This window comes from Aeromonas sp. BIGb0405, assembly GCF_024807335.1.
Classification (GTDB): Bacteria; Pseudomonadota; Gammaproteobacteria; order Enterobacterales; family Aeromonadaceae; genus Aeromonas; species Aeromonas rivuli.
Window position 1 is genome coordinate 133,066 of the sequence record NZ_JANUEP010000002.1, and the last position, 21,323, is coordinate 154,388.

At 58.5% G+C, this 21,323-nt stretch carries 19 protein-coding genes; 16 read left to right on the forward strand and 3 right to left on the reverse strand.

Annotated elements, in window-relative coordinates:
* Window positions 1-107 precede the first annotated feature (107 nt).
* Window positions 108-1,448, forward strand: a complete 1,341-nt coding sequence (locus M2366_RS05375; RefSeq protein ID WP_259269164.1) for an MATE family efflux transporter — start codon at window positions 108-110, stop codon at window positions 1,446-1,448.
* Between the two features lie 74 nt (window positions 1,449-1,522).
* Here the strand turns inward: M2366_RS05375 and M2366_RS05380 are convergent, their stop codons facing one another.
* Entirely contained in the window at window positions 1,523-2,350 is an 828-nt protein-coding gene (locus tag M2366_RS05380; protein WP_259269165.1) for a M23 family metallopeptidase, read from the reverse strand.
* A 296-nt stretch (window positions 2,351-2,646) separates the two neighbouring features.
* Here M2366_RS05380 and M2366_RS05385 point away from each other — a divergent pair, with 296 nt between their 5' ends.
* The 6 genes from M2366_RS05385 to M2366_RS05410 all read left to right on the forward strand — a co-directional run bounded on the left by M2366_RS05385 (window position 2,647) and on the right by M2366_RS05410 (window position 9,227).
* Complete coding sequence (locus tag M2366_RS05385; RefSeq protein WP_042040870.1) at window positions 2,647-3,192, forward strand: fimbrial protein; 546 nt, start codon at window positions 2,647-2,649, stop codon at window positions 3,190-3,192.
* Window positions 3,193-3,202: 10 nt separating this feature from the next.
* Window positions 3,203-3,964 carry a fimbria/pilus periplasmic chaperone gene (locus M2366_RS05390; protein WP_052448199.1) on the forward strand — a complete coding sequence of 254 codons (762 nt, stop codon included), beginning with the start codon at window positions 3,203-3,205 and terminating at the stop codon, window positions 3,962-3,964.
* A 209-nt stretch (window positions 3,965-4,173) separates the two neighbouring features.
* A complete protein-coding gene (locus M2366_RS05395; RefSeq protein ID WP_259269166.1) occupies window positions 4,174-6,627 on the forward strand; it encodes a fimbria/pilus outer membrane usher protein in 2,454 nt (817 codons plus the stop codon).
* The gene (locus M2366_RS05400) at window positions 6,624-7,361 is read left to right on the forward strand and encodes a molecular chaperone (protein WP_259269167.1); all 738 of its coding nucleotides are present in this window, start codon (window positions 6,624-6,626) and stop codon (window positions 7,359-7,361) included. Before M2366_RS05395 ends, M2366_RS05400 begins: the two co-directional genes overlap by 4 nt.
* A gap of 59 nt (window positions 7,362-7,420) precedes the next feature.
* Complete coding sequence (locus tag M2366_RS05405; protein ID WP_259269168.1) at window positions 7,421-8,416, forward strand: fimbrial protein; 996 nt, start codon at window positions 7,421-7,423, stop codon at window positions 8,414-8,416.
* A gap of 37 nt (window positions 8,417-8,453) precedes the next feature.
* The gene (locus M2366_RS05410; RefSeq protein ID WP_224433033.1) at window positions 8,454-9,227 is read left to right on the forward strand and encodes a BPSS1780 family membrane protein; all 774 of its coding nucleotides are present in this window, start codon (window positions 8,454-8,456) and stop codon (window positions 9,225-9,227) included.
* A 38-nt stretch (window positions 9,228-9,265) separates the two neighbouring features.
* On the opposite strand, the gene M2366_RS05415 is transcribed toward M2366_RS05410, so the two are convergent.
* Window positions 9,266-10,162: a LysR family transcriptional regulator gene (locus M2366_RS05415; RefSeq protein WP_042040868.1), complete on the reverse strand. Its 897-nt coding sequence runs from the start codon at window positions 10,160-10,162 to the stop codon at window positions 9,266-9,268.
* Between the two features lie 115 nt (window positions 10,163-10,277).
* Here M2366_RS05415 and M2366_RS05420 point away from each other — a divergent pair, with 115 nt between their 5' ends.
* The 3 genes from M2366_RS05420 (at window position 10,278) to oxyR (ending at window position 12,809) form a co-directional block, all read left to right on the forward strand.
* Entirely contained in the window at window positions 10,278-11,138 is an 861-nt protein-coding gene (locus M2366_RS05420; RefSeq protein WP_259269169.1) for a Vmh family MBL fold metallo-hydrolase, read from the forward strand.
* A 71-nt stretch (window positions 11,139-11,209) separates the two neighbouring features.
* Window positions 11,210-11,839, forward strand: coding sequence for a DsbA family protein (locus tag M2366_RS05425; RefSeq protein WP_259269170.1), 630 nt, complete (start codon window positions 11,210-11,212; stop codon window positions 11,837-11,839).
* A 70-nt stretch (window positions 11,840-11,909) separates the two neighbouring features.
* Window positions 11,910-12,809, forward strand: a complete 900-nt coding sequence (gene oxyR, locus M2366_RS05430) for a DNA-binding transcriptional regulator OxyR (RefSeq protein WP_042040866.1) — start codon at window positions 11,910-11,912, stop codon at window positions 12,807-12,809.
* Window positions 12,810-12,915: 106 nt separating this feature from the next.
* Here oxyR and M2366_RS05435 read toward each other — a convergent pair whose 3' ends face one another.
* On the reverse strand, window positions 12,916-15,447 hold the full coding sequence (locus tag M2366_RS05435; protein WP_259235499.1) for a penicillin-binding protein 1A: 2,532 nt from the start codon (window positions 15,445-15,447) through the stop codon (window positions 12,916-12,918).
* Window positions 15,448-15,734: 287 nt separating this feature from the next.
* Between M2366_RS05435 and pilM the strand changes: the two genes are divergently transcribed.
* The 6 genes from pilM to aroK all read left to right on the forward strand — a co-directional run bounded on the left by pilM (window position 15,735) and on the right by aroK (window position 21,321).
* Entirely contained in the window at window positions 15,735-16,793 is a 1,059-nt protein-coding gene (pilM, locus tag M2366_RS05440) for a type IV pilus assembly protein PilM (protein WP_310508856.1), read from the forward strand.
* Window positions 16,781-17,350, forward strand: coding sequence for a PilN family type IV pilus biogenesis protein TapN (gene tapN / locus M2366_RS05445; RefSeq protein ID WP_259269172.1), 570 nt, complete (start codon window positions 16,781-16,783; stop codon window positions 17,348-17,350). The genes pilM and tapN overlap by 13 nt, the downstream gene beginning before the upstream one ends.
* Window positions 17,347-17,943 carry a PilO family type IV pilus biogenesis protein TapO gene (gene tapO, locus M2366_RS05450; RefSeq protein WP_224431099.1) on the forward strand — a complete coding sequence of 199 codons (597 nt, stop codon included), beginning with the start codon at window positions 17,347-17,349 and terminating at the stop codon, window positions 17,941-17,943. The genes tapN and tapO overlap by 4 nt, the downstream gene beginning before the upstream one ends.
* On the forward strand, window positions 17,940-18,473 hold the full coding sequence (locus tag M2366_RS05455; protein ID WP_259269173.1) for a pilus assembly protein PilP: 534 nt from the start codon (window positions 17,940-17,942) through the stop codon (window positions 18,471-18,473). The genes tapO and M2366_RS05455 overlap by 4 nt, the downstream gene beginning before the upstream one ends.
* A 71-nt stretch (window positions 18,474-18,544) precedes the next feature.
* Window positions 18,545-20,611 (forward strand): type IV pilus secretin PilQ, encoded by a 2,067-nt coding sequence (locus M2366_RS05460; protein ID WP_259269174.1) that lies wholly within the window; start codon window positions 18,545-18,547, stop codon window positions 20,609-20,611.
* A 191-nt stretch (window positions 20,612-20,802) separates the two neighbouring features.
* On the forward strand, window positions 20,803-21,321 hold the full coding sequence (gene aroK, locus M2366_RS05465) for a shikimate kinase AroK (protein ID WP_005909680.1): 519 nt from the start codon (window positions 20,803-20,805) through the stop codon (window positions 21,319-21,321).
* Window positions 21,322-21,323: the final 2 nt, after the last annotated feature.

Consider the following 21,323-nt stretch of genomic DNA (forward strand, 5'->3'; position numbering starts at 1 on the left):
GGGCGGGTAAAGTTTTACATATTAATGATTCGTAACATAAATAACGGGTAGGGATGGCTTTGTTTGGCTATTATTCTGCCCCCTCCTGTTTCGTTGTTGAGAGTCCTATGTCGACCCTGGATCTGGGCACCGCCCCACTCGGCCGTCTGTTCTTGCGCTATGTCACACCGACCGTGGCCGCCATGCTGGTCACGGGGATTTATGTCACCATAGATGGCATTTTCGTCGGCCACATTCTGGGCCAGGATGGGCTGGCGGGCATGATGCTCGCCTATCCCATCTGCGCCGTGCTCTATGCGGTAGGTGCCCTCATCGGCATGGGCGCCAGCGCCCGGGTCTCCTTCTTGCAGGGCAAGGGGGAGTCGGAACTGGCCCGGTTGATTGTCGGCAATGCCTTGCTGCTGGTGCTGCTGGCATCCTTGCTGCTCAGTGGCATAGGTCTCATCTATGGGGATGCGCTGTTGCGCTGGATGGGGGCCGAGGGTGCCGTGTTCGAGGCCGGCATTGCCTACCTCGACTGGTACGCCCTGCTTGGGTTCTTCGCCGTGCTCTCCATGGCCTTTACTGCCCTGCTGCGCAACGATGGTCGTCCAGGTCTGGCTACCTGGATCCTGGTGGCCGGAGGCGTGCTCAATGTGCTGCTCGATTATCTGCTGATGGTCGTGTTGCCGTGGGGGCTGGCGGGGGCCGCCATCGCCACCATGCTCTCACAAGCGATGACGGGGGGGCTCTGTCTGTGGCACTTCCTCGGCCGCCGCAGCCAGCTACGCATTCGTTGGGACAGCCTGCGTCCGGATTGGCGTCAAATTGGCCAGACGTTGCAACTCGGCTTCTCCAGCTTCCTGATGTACCTCTATCTCTCCGTGGTGTTGGCCATGCACAACAAGGCCCTGCTGGGGGTGGGCACCTCGTTGCATGTGGCCGCCTATGGTGTGATCAGTTACACCGAGGCCTTCTTCTATCTCATCTTCGAGGGGATCGCCATGGGCATCCAACCCATCGCCAGCTTCAATGCCGGGGCCGGTCTGTGGCACAGGGTCATTCGCGTTCGCAACCTGGCGCTCGGTGCGACCCTCGCTATCGCCTTGGTGGCCCTGTTTCCGCTCTACCTCTGGCCAGAAGGGGCCGTTTATCTGTTTGCCGGTGACAATCCTGGGTTGTTACCTGTGGCGACGCTGGGGATCTGGCTCTACTTCTGGGGCTTGCCGCTGGAGGGATTGCTGCTGGTGGGCGCCACCCATTTTCAGGCCATAGGGCGAGCCCGGTTGGCATCCCTGCTCACCGGCGGCAAGCTGGTGCTGATCGGCGGCTTCTTGTGGCTATTTTCCACCCTGTGGGGCGTGGCCGGTGTCTGGCTGGCCCTGCCCAGCAGCAGCGCCCTGCTGGTGGCCATCATGATCTGGGCCATGGGCCAGGAATCTGCGCGGCATGGCCGCGCCACCCCTTGAACCCAGAGCACGGATGAATGACAGAAAAAAGGCAGCCGATGGCTGCCTTTTTTCTGTCTGTTCGATAGTCGAGGTCAGGGTTTGAAGGCACCGATAAAGATGGCGGGATCGACCCGGCTGTCGTTGAGGCTGACGTTCCAGTGCAGATGGGGACCTGTGGCGCGGCCAGTTGAGCCGACTCGACCGAGAATGCCGCCCCTGGGCAGGCTCTGACCCATAGTCACATCCACCTTGGAGAGATGGCAGAACATGCTGATCAGCCCCTGGCCGTGATCGACAAAGACGGTGTTGCCATTGAAGAAGTAGTTACCGACGAGGATGACCTTGCCCGCCGCGGGAGCCTTGACGGGGGTGCCGGCACCGACCGCAAAGTCGAGCCCGGAATGGGGATTGCGCTCCTCGCCATTGAAGAAGCGCCGCAGTCCGAATGGGCTGGAGAGGGGCCCCTGTACCGGCTTGTCGAACAGCAAGTTGCTCGGCTGGATGGGGCTAAAGGTCTGATAAGCCTGGGTCTGCTCGGCCAGCTCGCGTTGGATGCGGGCGAGATCATCCGGGTTGGGATTGACCTGACGCTTGTTGTTGAGCTTGATGTGCTGCTCGCGGTAGTGCTTGCCTTCGACCTTGAAGGCGAGGGTGCGGCCATCGGCCAGGTCGAGCTGATGCCCACCGAGTTTGCTCTTGAGCGGAATGCCGACGATGGCGATCCACTGTTTACCTTGTTCCTTGACCACCAATACGGGTTTTCCCTCATAGCGAGGAGCGGGTGTCTGGCTACCCTCATCGAGAGGGATCACGGCAACGCCACCGGGAACGGGTTGATTGAGCAGACGGCTGATAAAGCTGGGTTCAGCCTGCAAGGCTGCACTGCACAGCAGCAGACAGAGGGGGAACAAGAGGCGCATGACCACTCCGGATAGGGGAAAATTGCAAAGGGGCTATGATGCCACATCCTCGTTTATCTGTCTGACATCTCCAGGTTGAATAGTACTTCCCCCTGAAACAAGGAGTGGTTCACTTGGGGCTTTCTCTATATTTGGCCTGCGACAGGCACAGCGCCACAGGTTGTGCTATTTACTAATAAGTCATTAATTTTCGGTCGTTAAATGACACCCATCAAGGATGATGTGCCGGAGATAGAAAACAGAGCATTGCCAGCACACCGAGTTGAGCTATCCCAACGGGTTAGGTGGAGGTTGTGATGAAAATAAATCTTCTTGCGGCTCTTGGACTCTCGGCCAGCTTGTTGGCCTCGGGGTCTGTCTTGGCCTTCAATGGCACCATAACGATCACTGGGGAGGTCACGGCGGGAACCTGCGACATCTCTGTCAACGGCGGCAGTGCCTCGGCGATTGTGACCCTGCCCACCGTCAGTACCAATGCGCTCTCCGGTCTCGGAGTAACCGCCGGCGCGACAGGTTTCAACCTGGAGCTCACCAGTTGCCCGACGACGGGCTCGGTACGAGCCTATTTCGAGAACTTTGGCGTGGCCCAGAGCACCGGCAACCTGAGCAACAAAGCGGTGGCGTCCGGGGGCAAGAATCCGGCAGCGAATGTGGAGGTGCAGATCCTCGCATCCGACAGTACGCCTATCGATCTGAGAGATAACACGGGCAACGATGTGCTGGTTGATTTCAATGCGACCGGTGATGCCACCCTCTATTACAGCGCCCAATACATAGCTACTGGGGCTGTGGGGGCAGGGTTGGTGTCCGCTGATCTCATTTACTCTCTCGACTATCACTGAGATCAGCCCCATGAGCATGGCATGGCGTCTGGCCCGTCTGGGTGGCATGTGCGGCCGGTTTCTGCTCCCTGGGGTGGTGATCTTGCCCATGTTGGCCTGGGGCCAGGTCCAGATATCTGGCACCCGGGTCATCTATCCCTCCACGGCCCGTGAGGTGACGCTGGAGCTGACCAATAAGGGCACGCTGCCCGCGTTGGTACAGATCTGGATGGACAGCGGCGATCGTCGGATCCGACCCGGTGCCGACAGATTGCCATTCCTCATTACTCCCCCCATTACCCGAATAGAGGCCCTGCGAGGCCAATCCCTGCGCCTGGCTTATGTGGGGCAAGGGTTGCCATCCAACAAGGAGTCGGTGTTCTGGCTCAATGTGCTGGAGGTGCCGCCCAGCGCCAAGTCTGCCGTGGCGGGTCAGAATCTGGTGCAACTCGCCTTTCGCTCTCGCATCAAGCTGTTCTACCGGCCCCAGGGGCTAGCCGGTGACATCCAGAAATCCGCCAATGGTTTGCAGTGGCAACTACTGCATCAGACGAGTGGCTATGTGCTGCGTGCCAGCAACCCGAGCAGTTACCACGTCAGTATCAGCCATCTCGATCTGACGACGGTTCAGGCCGGGCAGTATGCCAATCGCAGTGGTGGCATGGTGGCGCCTGGGGCCAGCTTTGATTTTCCTCTGGAACGATTGAGCGGGCCAGTGCAGGCCAAGACGGTGACCTTCTATTGGCTTAATGATTATGGTGCCCGCGAGGTGGGCCGATTCGCGTTCAACTGACGAGCACCGGGCCGGGGGAGTAAGCCCGGCATCAGGTCTTCCCGCATTCGATGTCAGTCTGTATCTGGAGGGGGTGCGCCGTGATTGCCAGTGATCTCCCTGCCGTCGTGTCGATGACTAGCCATCATGTTTACCTCCCCCCTTGCCGGATATCTTGCCGGGTTACACGTATTTTCCTGCTTATAATGCTGCTCATCGGTCATGTCGCAATGGCAGCTGAGACCGTGCAAACCAAGGCGGTAGCGGCTCCCGAACCGGTGGAGTTCAATAGTCAGCTGCTCGATGCGCTTGGCATGGACATCGACCTGACCCGCTTCTCCCGCGCCGATTTTGTGCCACCAGGCATGTATCAACTCGATATCATCATTAATGGCCAGGACAAGTTGAGCCAGCAGCTGGAGGTGAGGGCGAGTGCGGATCCCCAGTCACCCCGCTTCTGCTTCAAGGCGGGTCAGGTCGAGCAGTGGGGCTTGCTGATAGACCAACTTCCTGATCAGGAGACAGTTAACGCCCTGCTACAGAGCGATTGCATCGAAGTCGACGCTTTGGTGCCTGAGGCCCGTTTCACGCTGGACCTACCCAGCCTGACGGGTGCCCTCAGCCTGCCACAGGCCTATGTCGGGCGAGTACGCCGCAATTATGTGGGGCCGGATCAGTGGGTGGAGGGGATCAATGCCGGTTTTGTCGGTTATAACGCCAACCTCTACTACAGCGACCAGCAAGGCGCATCAGACCGGCTCAGCAGCAACATCAACCTCAATACCGGCCTCAATCTGGGAAGCTGGCGTTTACGTCATAACGGCTCCTTTCAGAGCGAAGGGGACTATCAAGCGCTCAACAGCTATGCCCAGCGGGATATCACGGTGCACAGAGCCCAGCTCACCTTGGGAGAGTATTTTACCCCGGGGGACAGCTTTGACAGTGTGCCCTTCACGGGGGTGCAGCTGGCCAGCGATGATGCCATGCTGCCGGATTTTGAACGTGGCTTTGCCCCTGTGGTACGCGGCACCGCCGAAACCAATGCCAGGGTTACCATCCGTCAGGGAACGGCGCTCATCTATGAGACCCAGGTTGCCCCAGGTGCTTTCGCCATCGACGATCTCTATGCCACCAGTTTTGCGGGGGATCTCGATGTGACCATCACAGAGGCGGATGGCCGTGAGCGCAGCTTCACCCTGCCATTCTCCTCCGTGGTGCAGATGCTGCGCACCGATGCCTCCCGGTTTAGCCTGACCCTGGGACAATATCGCAATGATGATGGGGCGGATGGCCCCAACTTCATGCAAGGCACCTACAGGCGTGGCCTCTCCAATACCCTGACTCTCTATGGCGGCACTATTGCGGCGCAAGATTATGGCGCCCTGCTGGGGGGGTTGGCGGTGGGATCCGATTATGGTGCCCTGGCACTCGATCTCACCGGTTCCTGGGCGCGGGATCTTCCCCCCGAGTCCGGATTAGCCGGGGATCTGTCGGGGCAGAGTTATCGGGTGACCTACAGCAAGCAGCTGGACTACACCCGCACCTACTTCACTCTGGCCGCATACCGATTCTCGAGTGAGGGGTATCTGGATCTTGATGATGTGGCGGCATTGCAGGGGGATCGCCTCAATGTGTTGCAGCGGGAGCGCAACCGCTTCCAGCTCAACATCAGCCAGCCGGTGGGAGAGCTGGGCGATCTCTACTTCAGCGGCATCGCCCGCAACTACTGGGGGGGAGAGCCGAACAACAGCAGCTTCCAGCTGGGTTACAACAAGGGATTTAGCTGGGGCAGTCTCTCCCTCTCGGTCAGTCACTCCCTCAATGAAGACGACGGCGGGGATCAATATGTACTGAGTCTCAGCATTCCCATCGGTGAAGCGCTCGGCGGGCCAAGACTGAGTAGCACCCTCTCCTATCAGGAGGGACAGGGCTACAGCGCCCGTGCCGATCTCAATGGTGGTGCGCGTGATGGCTTGCTCTATTACGGGCTCTACGCCAGCAAGAATGGGGGCGGGGCACCCAGCCACTATGGCTATGGCGGCAACTTGCAGTATCAGGGGGCGGCGGCTCAACTTGGGGCCAGTACCAGCCAGGGAGATGGTTACTCCCAGTACGTTGCTTCGGCCAAGGGGACCTTGCTGGTACATAAAGATGGGTGGGTACTGGGGCAGACGCAGGGGGAGACAATGGCGCTGGTGGAAGCCAAGGGCGCCCAGGGGGCCAAGATAAGCCATGGCATCGGCAGCGAGGTCGATGGTGATGGTTATGCGGTATTGGCCGGGCTCAATCCCTATCGTAACAACATCATCAGTCTGGATCCGGGCGGCCTGCCGGTGGATGTGGAGATAGATGGCAGTGCGCAGATGGTGGCCCCGAGGCGCGGCGCCATCGTCAAACTCGACTATGAGACCCATATTGGCCAACCCTTGCTGGTGCAGGCCCAGCTACCGGATCGGATGACGCTGCCGTTTGGCGCCGATGTGATCGATAGCAGTGGCCGCTCGGTGGCCGTGGTCGGCCAGGGGGGGCTCATCTTCGTGCGTGGTGAGCAGGGTCAGCTGCACGTGCAGTGGGGCAAGGAGGGAAGCCAGCGCTGCCGTCTGGACTATCGACAACCCAAGCCGGACCCTGCCATTCCCTATCAGCAGGTGACCGCACTCTGCCAGCCGGAGGAGACACCATGATGCAAAGAGGTGGGCTCTATTGTCTGATGCTGTGCTCGCTCCTCCTGTGGGGAGAGCAGGGGCGGGCAGCCATCAATCTGATGACGACGCGTCTCATCTATCCGGGCGGGGCACCGGAAGCCAGTCTCAGGGTGTTCAACGATGACCAGCGGCCCAGCTTGTTGCAGGTCTGGGTCGATGAGGGGGATGCGCAGCAGGGACCGAGTCAAAGCAAGGCGCCATTCTTGGTAACCCCTCCCATGATGCGGCTGGGGGGGGGCAAGGGCCAGACGCTGCGTGTTTACGGGACTGATACCAAGAGTCTGGTGCAGGATCGCGAATCCCTGTTCTGGCTCAATGTGCTGGGTCTGCCCCCCAATGCGGTCACTGACGGGGCCAGGGTGCAGCTCGCTTATCGCACTCGCATCAAGCTGCTCTATCGACCCGCTGGCCTGCCTGGTTCAGTGAGGGAGGCGGTAACTCGGTTGAATTGGCAAACCGGGCCGGGGCTGGGGGTGACTGTGTCCAATCCCGGTGGCTTTTATATCAGCCTGAGCGAGGTGTTGATCTCCCATGGTAAAAAGCCGCTGGTCTGGCAAGAGGCCGCCCTGATCCCGCCTCTGGGCAAGCTGTTCCTGCCCATGGCGGGGGGGAGTGAGGCCCCATTGCAGGGTGCCCGTGGCCGAGTGCGCTGGATTGATGATGATGGCAATTATCATGAGCAGGATTTTCGATTGGGGCAGGGGGCAGGATGATAAGGTTCAAAAACCATACGTGGGTGAACTGGGCCCAGCCGGTGATTCGGCGAGTGGGTATGCGGGGAGTGGTCTTGCTCGGCGCGCTGTGCTGCCTGCCCGAGGCAAACGCCGTCAACGGCCAGTGCACCAGCCCCTTCCTGGCTACAGTCCCGGTGACCAACCCTGCCAGCGTCTATCAACCGGGGGATACGGCCACTGGCAGTTTTGCCACCACCAGTACGGCGACCTGCGACTGTACCGGCATCGGTATTGGTCTCTTGATGACGGTTTACTACCAGGGGACCACCACCTTGCCGACCATTGCCGACCCCCTGGGCACCCTGATCAAACTCAATGATTATTTCGGTCTCAAGGCGGAGTTCAATGCCGGAGGGGGGTATCAAACCGTCCCCTTCAACAACACAACGACAGGTCTGTTGTCCGTTTGTGTGGGGGGGCTGTTAAATGTGTCTGTGCTAGGGGGGATCAGCGTCAATGGTGGGCGATATACCCTCAAATTGCTCAAGGGGATTACGGGGACCCAAACCTTCAGCGGCACTGTCGCCAGCCTCTTCGTGCGCCGCGCCGCTATGCCCAGTACTGCGGTTGGTAACGAGTTCAGCCGGCTGGCCATGAATATCAGCATCACCTCGACTCCGAGTTGTCAGTTTCCGGCGGGCACCAGCATCCCCCTGGATCTCGGCGCCGTGGCCCAGAGCGCCTTCGTCGAGGGGGGCGTGCCACAGGGTTATGCTCCGCGCAGCGTCAACGTGAGTGTGACCTGCAGCCAGATCCCGAGCGACTATGTGATCCCGCTCAGTTACCGTTTTGGTGGCGCCCTCACCAGTCAGGGCAACTTCATCAGCACCAGCCTGGTGGGGGTCGGTATTGGCTTGTTCCAACAGGATACGGATACCCCTATTCCATTTGATACAGCCATCGGGGTACCCTATTCGCAAAGCACCCATAAGACTGACTACAGGGTGAGGGTGTATCCGACCAAGCTGCCCGGTCAGCCGGTACGAACCGGGCCCTATACGGCCACCGTCATGGTGACGGTGACTGTGCCCTGAGCCGCCCTCTGCCCGCCCATCCGATCGAGGCAACATGATGAGTACCCAGAGCGCCCTGCGCACCGAACCCCAGCGTCATCCCATAGGACGTGGCTGGTTATGGATCCGTAGCGGATTCGATATCTTCAACAAGGGCATGGGACTGAGCGTCGCCATGTTGCTGCTCTGGCTGGGGGTTGGCCTGCTGATCGAACAGCTGCCCGCAGGAGGCTTCATCTCCCAGCTGCTCTACATGGTGTGGATGGCCGGCTGGATGGTGGTGGCCAAGGGGGGGGATGAGCAGGGGCGCTTGACCTTCTCCGACCTGTTCGCAGGCTTTCGCCACCGCTTGACGCCACTGATCATGGGGGGCCTGTTTGCCCTTGGTCTCTTCACCCTGATCGCCATGCTCTGTTTCGGACTGCTCTCATTGTGGGGGCTGAGCGATCTGTTTAGTCAGGATCCCGAACAGCTCTCCCTGACGGTGGAGCAGGCCAGAGGCGTGCTGCTCTGCGTGCTGCTGGGGATGCTGCTGCTGGTGCCGGTATTGATGGCGATGACCTTTGCCCCCGCCCTCATCTATTTCCATGATGTCGGAGCCTGGCAGGCCGCCAAGCTGAGCTTCATCGGCTGTCAGCGCAATATGTGGCCCTTCCTCTGGTGGGGCTTGCTGGGCTGCGTGATGTTGCTACTCGGCACCCTGCTGATGTTGATTGGCCTGCTGGTGGTGTTGCCTGCGCTCAACTACTCCATCTATATGGCATACAAGGATATTTTCCTCATCGAGCAAGAGGGGGAAGAGCCAGTGGCGCTGACCGGTTTCGAAGCCTGATCCTTCTTTTTGCTATCAGGGGCCGCAAGGCCCCTTTTTTATCGCCAGAGTGGATCGGCTGCCATGCGCGCGACCATGAAGTCGAGGAAACTGCGCAGCAAGGGAGACATCTGCTTGCGGGTGCCATAGACACCGTAAACGCCCATTTGCTTGGGTTGCCAGTCGGGCAGCAAGGCCACCAGCTCACCTCGTTCGAGATGCGTTTTAACCGAATAGTGGGGCTGCAGGCTGATGCCTGTGCCCGCCAGTGTGGCGGCCAGAAGCAGATTGGAGATATTGGCGCTCAGATTGCCGCTGACGGGGACCGACTGGGGGCCCTGTTGACCATCAAATTGCCACAGGCTCTTGCCGAAGTAGGTGTAGGTGAGGCAGTTGTGCAAGGCGAGATCTTGCACCTGTTGCGGTACCGGATGGCTGGCGAGGTAAGCCGGGCTGGCGCAGACCACCGAGTGGCAGGTGCCGAGCCGACGGGCGACCAGATTGGGGTCCAGATCGTTGGTGATCCGCACGGCCAGATCGATGCGCTCCTCCACCAGATTAACCGTTCTGTCCAACAGCAATATGTCGATGGCGGTGCCTGGATAACGGGCCAGATAGTCATTGGCGATGTTCACCAGCAAGGCCTCGGAGAGGGAGTAGCTGCTGGTGATGCGCAGCAAGCCCTTGGGGGCATCCTGGTTTTGCACTGCCAGCTGCTCCATCTCTTCGCCCAGGGTCAGCATGGTACGAGCTCGCAGCAGCGCCTCCTCACCCGGCCCGGTCAGGCTGAGGCGGCGAGTGGTCCTGTGTAGCAGGCGGGCTCCCATCCAGCGCTCCAGCTCGGCCAGGTAGCGTGACACCATGGCCCGCGACATCTCAAGCTGCTCTCCCGCGGCGCTCAGGCTGCCCTGCTCCACCACGCTGACAAAGACCCGCAGGGCGGTCAGTCGATCCATGTTTGCCTCTATATGCTCGATTCATGCAACGGTGAAGTGACTATTATGCGGTATTTGCAACTCAATCGTTCTAATAAACTCTGTTCATCCCGAATCCATCATTAGGAATGACGCAATGAACAAGCACGCACTTCGCAACCTGACCCTGACCACCACACTGCTCAGCGGCGCCGCACTAGCTGCTCCTCTGACGGTGACCGTCTACAACCCGGGCGAGCAGGGGATCTTCCCGGTCTCTTCCGAGATAGTGGCAGGAGACAAGGAGGCCATACTGGTCGATGCCCAGTTCGGGGTCGGTGATGGCCAGGCGCTGGTCGAGTTGCTGCACAAGAGTGGCAAGACGCTGACCACCATCTTCATCAGTGGTGGCGATCCTGACTTCTATTTCGGTCTTGAGCCTCTCAAGGCCGCCTTCCCGAACGCCAAGATAGTGGCCAGTCAACACGTGGTTGACCATATCAAGGCGACCAAGGATGCCAAGCTGGCTTACTGGGCCCCCATACTGGGCGACCAGGCGCCCAAGAGCCTGATAGTCCCCGAGGTGATGACGGCATCCCACCTGACGCTGGAAGGCGAGCGGATCGAGATCAAGGCAATGAATACCCCGAGCGCCTATCTGTGGGCTCCCTCTATCAAGACCGCATTGGGTGGCGTGCCTGTTTATCACGGAGTGCATGTCTGGATGGCAGACAGCCAGACCAAGGCGGCGCGGGCGCAGTGGGTCAAGACCCTCAATGAGCTGCTGGCGATGCAACCTGCTCGCGTGATCCCGGGCCACTTCCTGGGCGCCGAACCCAAAGGCACCGAGGCGGTGACCTTCACCCGCGATTATGTGCAGCGCTTCGAGCAGGAGCTGGCCAGGGCCAAGGGCTCAGACAGCCTGATCCAGAGCATGAAGCAGGCCTTCCCGGCGCTGCCTGCCGATGACGGTCTGGCTATCGGCGCCAAGGTCGCGACTGGCGAGATGAAGTGGTAAAGCAATAAGCCTGCTTCCCTGTGTTTTTTACCGGGCCCTTGGCCCGGTTTTTTCAAGTTGGATACGATGCCATGAAGATGAATGAAACGACATTGCACTACATCTATGACCCCCTCTGCGGTTGGTGTTATGGCGCGGCCCCCCTGCTTGCAGCGGCCGCGAGGCAGGCCGGGGTGAGGGTCAAGTTGCACCCGGGAGGCCTCTGGTTGGGCCCGCGTCGCCAGCCGATGGGAGCGGCTCTGCGTGATTATGTCAGGCCCCATGATGAGCGGATCCAGACCCTGACCGGCCAGCCTTTTGGCGAGCGTTATTTCAGTGAACTGCTGATCAGGGAGGGGTTGCTGCTCGATTCGGCCCCTCCCATTCGCGCCATACTCGCGATCGGATCTCTGGGGGGCGACGAGTTGACCATGTTGCAACGGATCCAGGAGTCCCACTATCGGGATGGCCTCTGGGTCGGGGACGTGGCGCGGCTGGCCGGTCTCGCCGCCGAACAGGGGGTGGACGAGGCAGCCTTCCATCATGCCTATGAGGCCCAGGCGCTGGAGCCAGCCCTGCAAGAGAGTCAGCGCTGGTTAACCCGGCTCAAGGGTCAGGGGTACCCGACCCTGGGGCTGGCGCGGGGCGAGACGCTGGAGCGGCTCGACATCGCTCCCTATCTGGGAGATGTGGCTGGGTTTCTGGCGCGATTGGCCGACTAGGTTGCCTTGTTCTTCAAGCACTTATTGGGCATGCTAGGGGTCGATTTTTGCCCGTCAGCAGTGGGGATATATGAACCTTCGCGATCTCGAGTATTTGGTAGCGCTGGAAGAGGAGAAACATTTTCGCAAGGCGGCGGAGCGCTGCTTCGTCAGCCAGCCGACCCTGAGTGGCCAGTTGCGCAAGCTGGAGGATGAACTCGGGGTGATCTTGATCGAGCGCACCTCCCGCAAGGTGCTCTTTACCCCCGCCGGTGATGCCATGGCCCAGCAGGCTCGCAAGGTGTTGCGTGAGGCGCGCGAGCTAAAGAACATCGGCCAGCACTTCGCCGAGCCCATGTCAGGGGAGATCCACATCGGCCTCATCCCCACGGTGGGCCCCTATCTGTTGCCCCATATCATCCAGGATCTGCGTGAGCATTTTCCCCAGCTCGAGTTCTACCTCTACGAAGAGCAGACTCAGGTATTGATGAAGCGTCTGGAGGAAGGGGAGCTGGACTGTGTCATTTTGGCCGAACTGGATGGCATGGAGGGTTTTGGTTCACTGCCGCTGTACCAAGAGCCCATGTGGCTGGCGGTACCCCGACTGCACCCCGAAGCCCACGCCAAGGCTGTGCCGCTGGGCAACCTCAAGGGCAAGAAGCTGCTGATGCTGGCCGACGGTCACTGCCTGCGGGATCAGGCCATGGGTTTTTGCTTCGCAGCCGGGGTGGGGGAGGATGTGCGTTTTCAGGGAACCAGCCTGGAGACCCTGCGCAACATGGTGGCGGCAGGCAGCGGCATGACGCTGATCCCGCGCCTGGCCGTGCCTGCCAATCGCGACGAGGGGGGGGTGAGCTACAGGCCCGTGATTGACCCCGTACCTGGACGCGCCATCTCACTCTTCTATCGCCACTATTCGGTGCGTCGTCCCTGTTTTAACGAGCTGGCGACCCGCATCCGCGCCCTGATGAAGGTGCAGTTGGCCAGTTGAGCCATGAACAGCACAAAGCGCAGCTCAGTGTGTGAGCGGCAATAAAAAACCGGCGCAGAGGCGCCGGTTTTTTTTGATTGCCATAGGCCCGCCTGGCGGGCCTGGATCAGAACAGATCGTCGGTCGAGACGGGACTGTCGCCATCACCGAAATAGCCATCCTCCCCATAGACTCTGTTGCCGTTCGAGACGGGTGCCGAGTAACGGGTTGGCTCCGTGCCCTCCTTGAAATACTCGGTGGTGGCATTGCCGCTGTGGGTCAAGAGACCCGTGCTGGCGTCAACCGGCAGCTTGATGATGCCCTCGGGGACCGGCATCGGTTGCTCGGGTACCTTGTTGAGCGCCACCTTCATGAAGTCGATCCAGATAGGCTGGGCGGCGTTGCCGCCAAATTCACCACCGGCCGTCTGGTCGCGTCCCATGTTGGCGTTGTAGGCGACACGGCCCAGGGCCCGCTGATGATTGTCAAAACCTATCCAGGCGGTCGCCACCAGATTCGGGGTATAGCCTGAGAACCAGGCATCTCGCGATTCGTTGGTGGTCCCCGTTTTACCCGAGATATCGTGGCGCTTGAGATCGCGGGCCGCACGCCAGCCGGTCCCCATCCAGCCACGTCCACCCCAGATGGCCGTGGTCAGGGTATCGGTGATGAGGAAGGCACTCTGGGCACTGATGGTTTGCGGGGCCAGGTTGTTGGGCACCACAGGGTCGATGGCACACTGAGCACGCCAATCACCTTCCACATTAAGATAGGCCTCGGGAGCGTTCATGTCGGCGGCAGCCAGAGCACCACAACCCCGGCATGCGGCGGCCGGGTTGGCGGCAAACAGCAGGGTTTCGAAGCTGTCTCTGACTTCGCTGATGAAGTAAGGGGTGACCTGATAACCGCCGTTGGCGAGCATGGAGAAACCACGCACCACTTCCATCGGCGTAAATTCAGCGGCACCCAGTGCCAGGGATTCATTGCGCTGGATGTGTTCGCGAGGGAAGCCGAACTTGACCAGGCCATCCATGTAGGTATCGAGACCGATGGCGCGCATCAGGCGCACCGACATCACGTTCTTGGATTTGGCCAGACCAATGCGCAGCGGCGTCGGACCATCGTAGACGGCCGGTGAGTTCTTGGGCTGCCACATGGGGCCCTTGGAGGGATCCCACTGGTTGATGGGGGCATCATTGATGATGGATGCCAGGGTATAACCCTGCTCAAGGGCGGTGGCGTAGAGGAATGGCTTTATGTTTGAGCCGATCTGGCGACGTGCCTGTTCGACCCGGTTGAATTTGGATAGTTCGAAGCTGAAACCACCCACCAGACCTTCGATGGCGCCATCGGTCGGGTTCATGGCGACCAGGGCCGCGTTGACGTCAGGGATCTGCGCCAGGATCAGGGCCTCACCCTGTTCTCGTACCCAGATCTGGGCGCCGACTTTCAGCACATCCCTCGCCGCCCTGGGGGCATTGCCCTGGCGCGAGTCGGTGATGAAGGCGCGAGCCCATTTGATGCCATCCCAGTTCAGTTCGGCCTGCTTGCCGTTCTTGAGCACTATGCTGGCGCTCTTGTCGGCGAGTTTGGTGACCACGGCCGGGATCAGGGGATCGTAGGCAGGCTCCTTGTTGAGGTGCGCGACTATCTGGTTGTAGTCCCACTGAGCCTCACCCTCTTTCCAGAGCTGGGCGCTGGGGCCACGGTAACCGTGACGGGTGTCGTAATCGGTGATGCCATCGAGCAGTGCCTTCTTGGCTGCCCGCTGGCGGTCGGCGCTGACCGTGGTGTAGACATGCAAGCCCATGGTGTAGGCGTCTTCACCAAACTGGTCCACCATCTTCTGACGCACCATCTCGGCCAGATAGGGGGCATGGAGCGTGGTCTCGGCGCCATGGTAGCGCGCCTTGATGGGCATCTTGCTGGCTTCGTCATACTGGGCCTGGGTTATCTTGCCAGTATCCAGCATGCGACCCAGTACCACATTGCGGCGAGCGAAGGCGCGCTCTGGCGAACGGATGGGATTGAGCATGGAAGGCGCCTTGGGCAGACCGGCGATGATGGCGATCTCATCCAGGGTCAGCTCTTTTACATCTTTGCCAAAGTAGACTTGGGCGGCGGCGCCGACCCCGAACGAGCGATAGCCGAGCGGTATCTTGTTGAGATAGAGCGTCAATATCTCGTCTTTGGTGAGATTCTGTTCGATACGCCAGGCGAGGAAGACCTCCTTCACCTTGCGCACTATGGTCTTTTCATTGGTCAGGAAGAAGTTACGAGCCACCTGCTGGGTGATGGTACTGGCGCCCTGTTGGGGTTTGCCCGAGACGGCCCAGACGGTGGCGGCACGCAGGATCCCGATGGGGTCTATGCCTGGATGCTCGTAGAAACGGGCATCTTCGGTGGCCAGCACGGCATCAATCATGGACTGAGGGATATCGCTCAGTTGCAGCGGGATGCGACGGATTTCGCCAAACTGGGCGATCAATTCGCCGTCGCGGCTGTACACCTTCATGGGGGTGGCCAGCTTGACGTCACGCAGGGCCGACACATCCGGCAACTGGGGTTTGATGTAGAAGTAGATACCGATGAGGCTGGCGACGCCAAGTACAGCACCCAACATCATCACTATTAACAGGCGTACGAGCCATTTCTGCATGGAAGAACTACCAATCGTCTTAAAAGTAACCAACAGGCGCAGAGTATACCCACACTGCCCAGGAAAATTCGACATTTCCAAGCAGAGGATCGGCTGGCCAAAGAGCGCTCAGATTAGCATCTCGGGCCCTTTTCACCAAGCTGCGCCAAAATGGCGGTTGTAGTGGCGATATAGTGAAGATGTGTTATGGCTCTGATAATTAGACAATTCTAAGTTGTGGCGCCGCTCAATATGGAATTAGCTGTTCTACAATCAAGACCACAACCCAATAACGCATGGATGTGTATATGGTTGGGCTATTCAAGAATGGAACTCTGATCCCCATGATAGGGGTGGATTTTGGCAGCCAGTCCCTCAAGGCTGTCACCCTGAACGGTACGGCGAGCAAGCCCAGGCTCGAGTCGATTGCCGATGTCCAAATGCCCAAAGGGGCCTTGATCGACTATCAGGTGCAGGACATAGAGAGGGTCAGTCAATCCCTCAGAACCCTCAAGCGTCAGCTGGTTGGCAGCAATCAGAATGTCGCGACCGCCGTCACCGGATCCAATGTGATCACCAAGGTGATACTGGTCGATGCTGGCCTCAGTGAAGGAGAGCTGGAAGATCAGGTGCAGCGGGAGGCCGAGCAGCTTATCTCCTACCCTCTTGATGAGGTCAGTCTGGATTTCGAGGTGTTGGCTGGTACCCCCGACGCCACGCGTCAGCGGGTATTGCTCAGCGCCGCCCGTACCGAGAGTGTCAGCGGCAGGGTCAGCGCACTGGCTGAGGCCGAGCTCACGACCCGAGTGGTGGATGTTGGGGCCCATGCTTTGGTTCGCGCCGTATTGGCCTGCCAGCCTGAGCTTGCCAGTTTGGAAAAGCCTGTGGCCGTCATCGATATCGGGGCGAGCACCATGACTTTCGCCTCGGTGCAAAAGGGGGAAGTGACCTACTTTCGCTTGCAGAATTTTGGTGGTGACCAATACAGCCAGGCGATCTCCTCCTTCTATAACCTTCCCTTGGATGAGTCTGAACTTGCCAAGACTCAGAACCAGTTACCTCAGGATCATGAGATTGAGGTGCTACAGCCGTACTTGCAGAGCCTGTTACAGCAGGTACGTCGCAATATTCAACTTTTTGTCAGTTCGTCCGGACAACGGGATCTCGCCAAGCTGGTACTGACCGGGGGAGGGAGTCTGGTAGCCGGGCTGGCAGATATGCTGCATCAGGAGTTCTCTCTGGAGGTGCTACACCCGGATCCGTTTGCCCTGTTTGGCAATACTGGCGGTGATGGGCGTGGTCATGGCGCCAAATATATGACCGCGTTTGGCTTGGCCTTGCGGAGCTTCACACCATGTCAAATATAAACCTGCTACCTTGGCGCGACGCTAAGCAAAAGCGTGAAAAGGCGCAGTTTGGTGTGCTGTTTGGGGTCTGTCTGGCGGTGACAGCCTCTCTGGGGTTTGCGGTTGACTGGTTCGTGAACCAGCAAGTTTCTCAGCAGCGTGGCTTGAATCAGCGCTTGGTGCAGGAGATGGTCAAGCTGGATGCCCAGCTTGGTGAGATCCGTCTCATCAAGGATAAGCGCAAAGGGTTGCTTGAACGGATGGCGCTCATCGAGAGACTGCAGCAGCGGCGTAACTTACCCGTGCGCCTCTTCAACCAGTTGCCGCTTTTGGTGCCCAATGGAGTCTACCTCAATACGCTAGCGTTGAAGAGTGATGCCATTGATGTGAATGGCAAGGCCGAAGCCTATGGCCGGGTGGCGAGCATGATGCGGCGCATCGATGGTTCCGGCTGGTTGGGGGCGTCTCGCATAAGCACCATCTTTGCCTCGGATGTGGCTCCCGTTGCCCTCAGCCAATTCTCCATGATGTTTCAGGTCACCAAGTCGCCAGCTGATGTCGCGGGAGGTAAATCATGAACCTGCAACAACTCAACGATCTGGATCTGAACAACATAGGCGGCTGGCCTAAGGCGGCCAAGCTGGTGCTCATCCTGTTTGGCTGTGTCTTGCTCGGCGGTGCTATTTATTACTATGTGATAGCCAGTTCACTGACCGCCCTGACTCAGGAACAGAGCAAGGAGAAAGAGCTCAAGGCACAGTTTGAGAGCAAGGCGATGCTGGCCGCTAACTTGTCTGCCTATAAAAAGCAGCTGGTCGAATTGGAGTTACTGGTTGATACCCAGCTCAAGCAGTTACCCAACACCCATGAGGTCGCTGGTTTGCTTGATGACATCAGCTTCATCGCCACTGACAACGGTCTCAAACTCAATCGTATTCACTGGGAGGCCGAGACGCCCCATGAGTTCTCTACTGAACTACCGATGCGCATTGAGGTTGCAGGTACCTACCATGAGATTGGCAAGTTTACGGCAGCCATGGCGGCACTGCCGCGTATCGTTATTCTGGACTCTTTTACCCTGAGCCATGGAACTAACAGCGACATCATCTCCATGTCCATGCTGGCCAAGACTTATAAATACAATGGCAATGCCGGGGGGCAGAAAAAATGAGGCAGCTCACCCGATATTGCTTTGTGTTGTTGCTTGCGGGTTGTAATAGCCAGGAGAACATGGATGGCTACATCAGCCAGATCAGGGCCAGGCCCCCGGTTGCCATAGAGCCATTGCCCACCATAACGCCATTCTCTCCCCTGCATTACGAATCGATGGACAAACGAAACCCTTTTGTTGAGCCTCAGCCAGAGAGTCGTGCCGGCGTTGAACAAAAAGCCAAAGCTGACTGTGCCCAGATAGTGGCAGATAGACCCAAGGAGGTGCTTGAGAACTACTCGCTGGCGAGTCTGGCGATGCAGGGCACCATGGGCAAGCAGGGGCAATTGTGGGCACTCATTCGCACGCCTGATGGTCAATCCATGCGCATGGGGCTGAATCATTACATGGGGTTGGATCAGGGGCGGGTCATCAGGATCACCAATACGGCGGTAGATTTGCTGGAAACAGTGCCCGACGGCAAGGGATGTTGGGTAACGCGTGAAACGCAGTTGGTGATGGCCAATATAGAAGCAAAAAATAATCGGTGATGAGCATGAAGCATTGCCGCTGGTGATGGTCCATCTTCTTGAAGCGAAACGATAATCAGGGATGAGCGTCGATGAGAATAACAACAGCAATTACATTCAGGGTGGCTGCGCTGTTACTGGGCAGTTCGTTTCATCCGGTATGGGCGATCCCGACTTTGCAGGAGGTAAAAGTCAATCCCCTGTTGGCCGATCAACTCTTGCTGGAACTGAGCTTTAGCGAGCCGGTTTCGGGTTTTACCGACCGGCTTGGCTATCAACCCAATCAGTTGATGTTGCACATTCCGGGGGCGGTTGGGGCCCTGAAGGTCAACCCATTGCCCATCAAGCAGGAGGGGGTCGACAGCGTCAAGGTCGATGGTAAAGGAACAGGACTGGATATACAGATTGCACTGGACAGATTGATGCCTTATCAGGTGCATCAGCAAGGCAACAAGTTACTTATCTCTCTCGGTGACAAGGCGGCCAAACCGGAACCGACCCCTGTCGCCAAAGCACCCATGGTGTTGCCTGCCACCAAAGCCAATACCGAAGATGCCTATTTCAACTCGGTCAAGGGGGTCGATTTTCGCCGTGGCAAAGATGGCCAGGGTGAGTTTCTGGTGCGGTTGGATAACAGCTCGGCAGCCGTGGATGTCAGCAGTACAGGACAGAAAGTGGTGGCCAAGTTTCACGGAACCCGGATCCCGGACGATCAGCTGAACCTCATCAATGTACAAGACTTTGCCACCCCGGTTTCCCAAGTGGAGGCATTTCGTCAGGGTAATGACACCCGATTCGAGCTATCGGTGAATGGCCAGTTCGATTTTCGCTACGATCAGGCGGACAAGCTGTTCATCATCGAAGTAAAAAAGCGCGCGCCGGTCGGCACTGTCGCCAAACAATATAAAGGCAAGCCCATCTCCCTGAATTTCCAGGACATACCGGTACGTACCGTGTTGCAGCTCATCGCTGACTTCAACAACCTCAATCTGGTGACCACGGATTCAGTCTCCGGCAATATCACTCTGCGCCTCGATGGTGTGCCCTGGGAGCAGGCCCTCGACATCATTCTCAAGGTGCGTGGTCTCGACAAGCGCCTCGATGACAACATCTTGCTGGTCGCGCCGGCAGAAGAGATAGCGGCCCGGGAGAAACAGCAGCTGGAGAGCCGCAATCAGGTGGCAGATCTGGCACCGCTCTATACCGAATATATGCAGATCAATTACGCAAAGGCGTCGGAAGTCGCGGCCCTGCTCTCCTCCGAGAGCACCAAGCTGCTCTCGGCAAAAGGCGCAGTGAGCGTGGATGAGCGCACCAACGTGCTGGTGGTGAAAGACACGGCCGATGTGATTAGCAACATCAAACGCATGTTGGATATCCTCGATATCCCGGTCAAACAGGTGGTGATCGAGGCCAGGATGGTGACCATAGATGACGGTTTCGACGAGGCGCTCGGGGTGCGCTGGGGGGTGACCAAGAATGATGGTCATGGCAATAGCACGTCGGGTTCGATAGAGGGGAATGATAACTCAAACGGTATTACCCCCGGACCTCCAAGTGTCGAGGACAGGTTAAACGTCAATCTGCCTGTCACCAATGCCGCAGGCACCCTGGCCTTCCAGGTGGCTCGCCTCGCCAACGGAACCTTGCTGGATCTCGAACTGTCGGCGCTGGAGAAAGAGAGCAAGGCGGAGATCATCGCGAGCCCAAGAGTCACCACGGCGAACCAGAAACCGGCATTGATTGAACAGGGTACCGAGATCCCCTATGTGGAATCCTCCTCCAGCGGTGCGACCTCGGTTACCTTCAAAAAAGCGGTACTGAGCCTGAAAGTGACACCGCAGATTACGCCGGACAACAGGGTCATCCTCGATCTCACTGTGACCCAGGATACCAAGGGCGAAACGGTTCCTACCGGGACCGGGGATGCGGTCTCCATCAATGCCCAATCCATCACCACCCAGGTGCTGGTCAACAATGGGGAGACCTTGGTACTCGGCGGTATCTATCAGCAGACCATCAAGAACGATGTCAGCAAGGTCCCCCTGCTCGGTGATATCCCGGGCCTTGGCATCCTGTTTCGCAAGACCACCAGCGAGAACAAGAAACGCGAGTTGCTGATTTTTGTGACGCCAAGGATAGTTACCGACAAGTTTTGAATGCTTTACATATCAGGGTAAAACACATATAACCTTACGCCCCGATGAGGCTGGGGCGTAAGGTCTGCGGTTGCCAGTCCTGATTTCTATTGAGATAATCCCCCTCCTGATCCATCGCAAGACAAGGTTCATAGGTACCCCGATCCATAGTTCATCGGGGTCGTACAGTTTGTAATTACTAATGAAAAGACATGGCTGAGAAACGCAATATTTTCCTGATAGGTCCCATGGGTGCGGGCAAGAGCACCATAGGTAGACATCTGGCAGAACAACTGCATATGGAGTTTTTCGACTCAGATCATGAAATTGAGCGCCGCAGTGGTGCCGATATCAGCTGGGTGTTCGATGTTGAAGGCGAAGAAGGTTTCCGGATTCGCGAAGAGAAGGTGATCGGCGATCTGTCCGAGCAGCAAGGCATAGTGCTGGCGACGGGCGGTGGTGCAATCAAGAGCCGCGAGACCCGCAACAAGCTCTCTGCCCGCGGCATAGTCGTTTACCTCGAAACCACCATTGAAAAGCAACTGGCGCGCACACAGAGAGACAAGCGCAGGCCCTTGCTACAGACCGAAGAGCCGCCCCGTGAAGTGTTGGAGCGTCTGGCGTACGAGCGCAATGCCCTCTATGAGGAAGTGGCCGACTTTGTTATCCACACCGATGATCAGAGTGCTAAAATCGTCGCCAATCAAATCGTCAAGCTAATCGGTATGTAATG

Excerpts from the sequence above, each read along its gene's own strand:
- M2366_RS05375 (WP_259269164.1), top strand. The coding sequence starts at position 108 with ATGTCGACCCTGGATCTGGGCACCGCCCCACTCGGCCGTCTGTTCTTG.
- M2366_RS05380 (WP_259269165.1), bottom strand. The coding sequence starts at position 2,350 with ATGCGCCTCTTGTTCCCCCTCTGTCTGCTGCTGTGCAGTGCAGCCTTG.
- M2366_RS05385 (WP_042040870.1), top strand. The coding sequence starts at position 2,647 with ATGAAAATAAATCTTCTTGCGGCTCTTGGACTCTCGGCCAGCTTGTTG.
- M2366_RS05390 (WP_052448199.1), top strand. The coding sequence starts at position 3,203 with ATGAGCATGGCATGGCGTCTGGCCCGTCTGGGTGGCATGTGCGGCCGG.
- M2366_RS05395 (WP_259269166.1), top strand. The coding sequence starts at position 4,174 with ATGGCAGCTGAGACCGTGCAAACCAAGGCGGTAGCGGCTCCCGAACCG.
- M2366_RS05400 (WP_259269167.1), top strand. The coding sequence starts at position 6,624 with ATGATGCAAAGAGGTGGGCTCTATTGTCTGATGCTGTGCTCGCTCCTC.
- M2366_RS05405 (WP_259269168.1), top strand. The coding sequence starts at position 7,421 with ATGCGGGGAGTGGTCTTGCTCGGCGCGCTGTGCTGCCTGCCCGAGGCA.
- M2366_RS05410 (WP_224433033.1), top strand. The coding sequence starts at position 8,454 with ATGAGTACCCAGAGCGCCCTGCGCACCGAACCCCAGCGTCATCCCATA.
- M2366_RS05415 (WP_042040868.1), bottom strand. The coding sequence starts at position 10,162 with ATGGATCGACTGACCGCCCTGCGGGTCTTTGTCAGCGTGGTGGAGCAG.
- M2366_RS05420 (WP_259269169.1), top strand. The coding sequence starts at position 10,278 with ATGAACAAGCACGCACTTCGCAACCTGACCCTGACCACCACACTGCTC.
- M2366_RS05425 (WP_259269170.1), top strand. The coding sequence starts at position 11,210 with ATGAAGATGAATGAAACGACATTGCACTACATCTATGACCCCCTCTGC.
- oxyR (WP_042040866.1), top strand. The coding sequence starts at position 11,910 with ATGAACCTTCGCGATCTCGAGTATTTGGTAGCGCTGGAAGAGGAGAAA.
- M2366_RS05435 (WP_259235499.1), bottom strand. The coding sequence starts at position 15,447 with ATGCAGAAATGGCTCGTACGCCTGTTAATAGTGATGATGTTGGGTGCT.
- pilM (WP_310508856.1), top strand. The coding sequence starts at position 15,735 with ATGGTTGGGCTATTCAAGAATGGAACTCTGATCCCCATGATAGGGGTG.
- tapN (WP_259269172.1), top strand. The coding sequence starts at position 16,781 with ATGTCAAATATAAACCTGCTACCTTGGCGCGACGCTAAGCAAAAGCGT.
- tapO (WP_224431099.1), top strand. The coding sequence starts at position 17,347 with ATGAACCTGCAACAACTCAACGATCTGGATCTGAACAACATAGGCGGC.
- M2366_RS05455 (WP_259269173.1), top strand. The coding sequence starts at position 17,940 with ATGAGGCAGCTCACCCGATATTGCTTTGTGTTGTTGCTTGCGGGTTGT.
- M2366_RS05460 (WP_259269174.1), top strand. The coding sequence starts at position 18,545 with ATGAGAATAACAACAGCAATTACATTCAGGGTGGCTGCGCTGTTACTG.
- aroK (WP_005909680.1), top strand. The coding sequence starts at position 20,803 with ATGGCTGAGAAACGCAATATTTTCCTGATAGGTCCCATGGGTGCGGGC.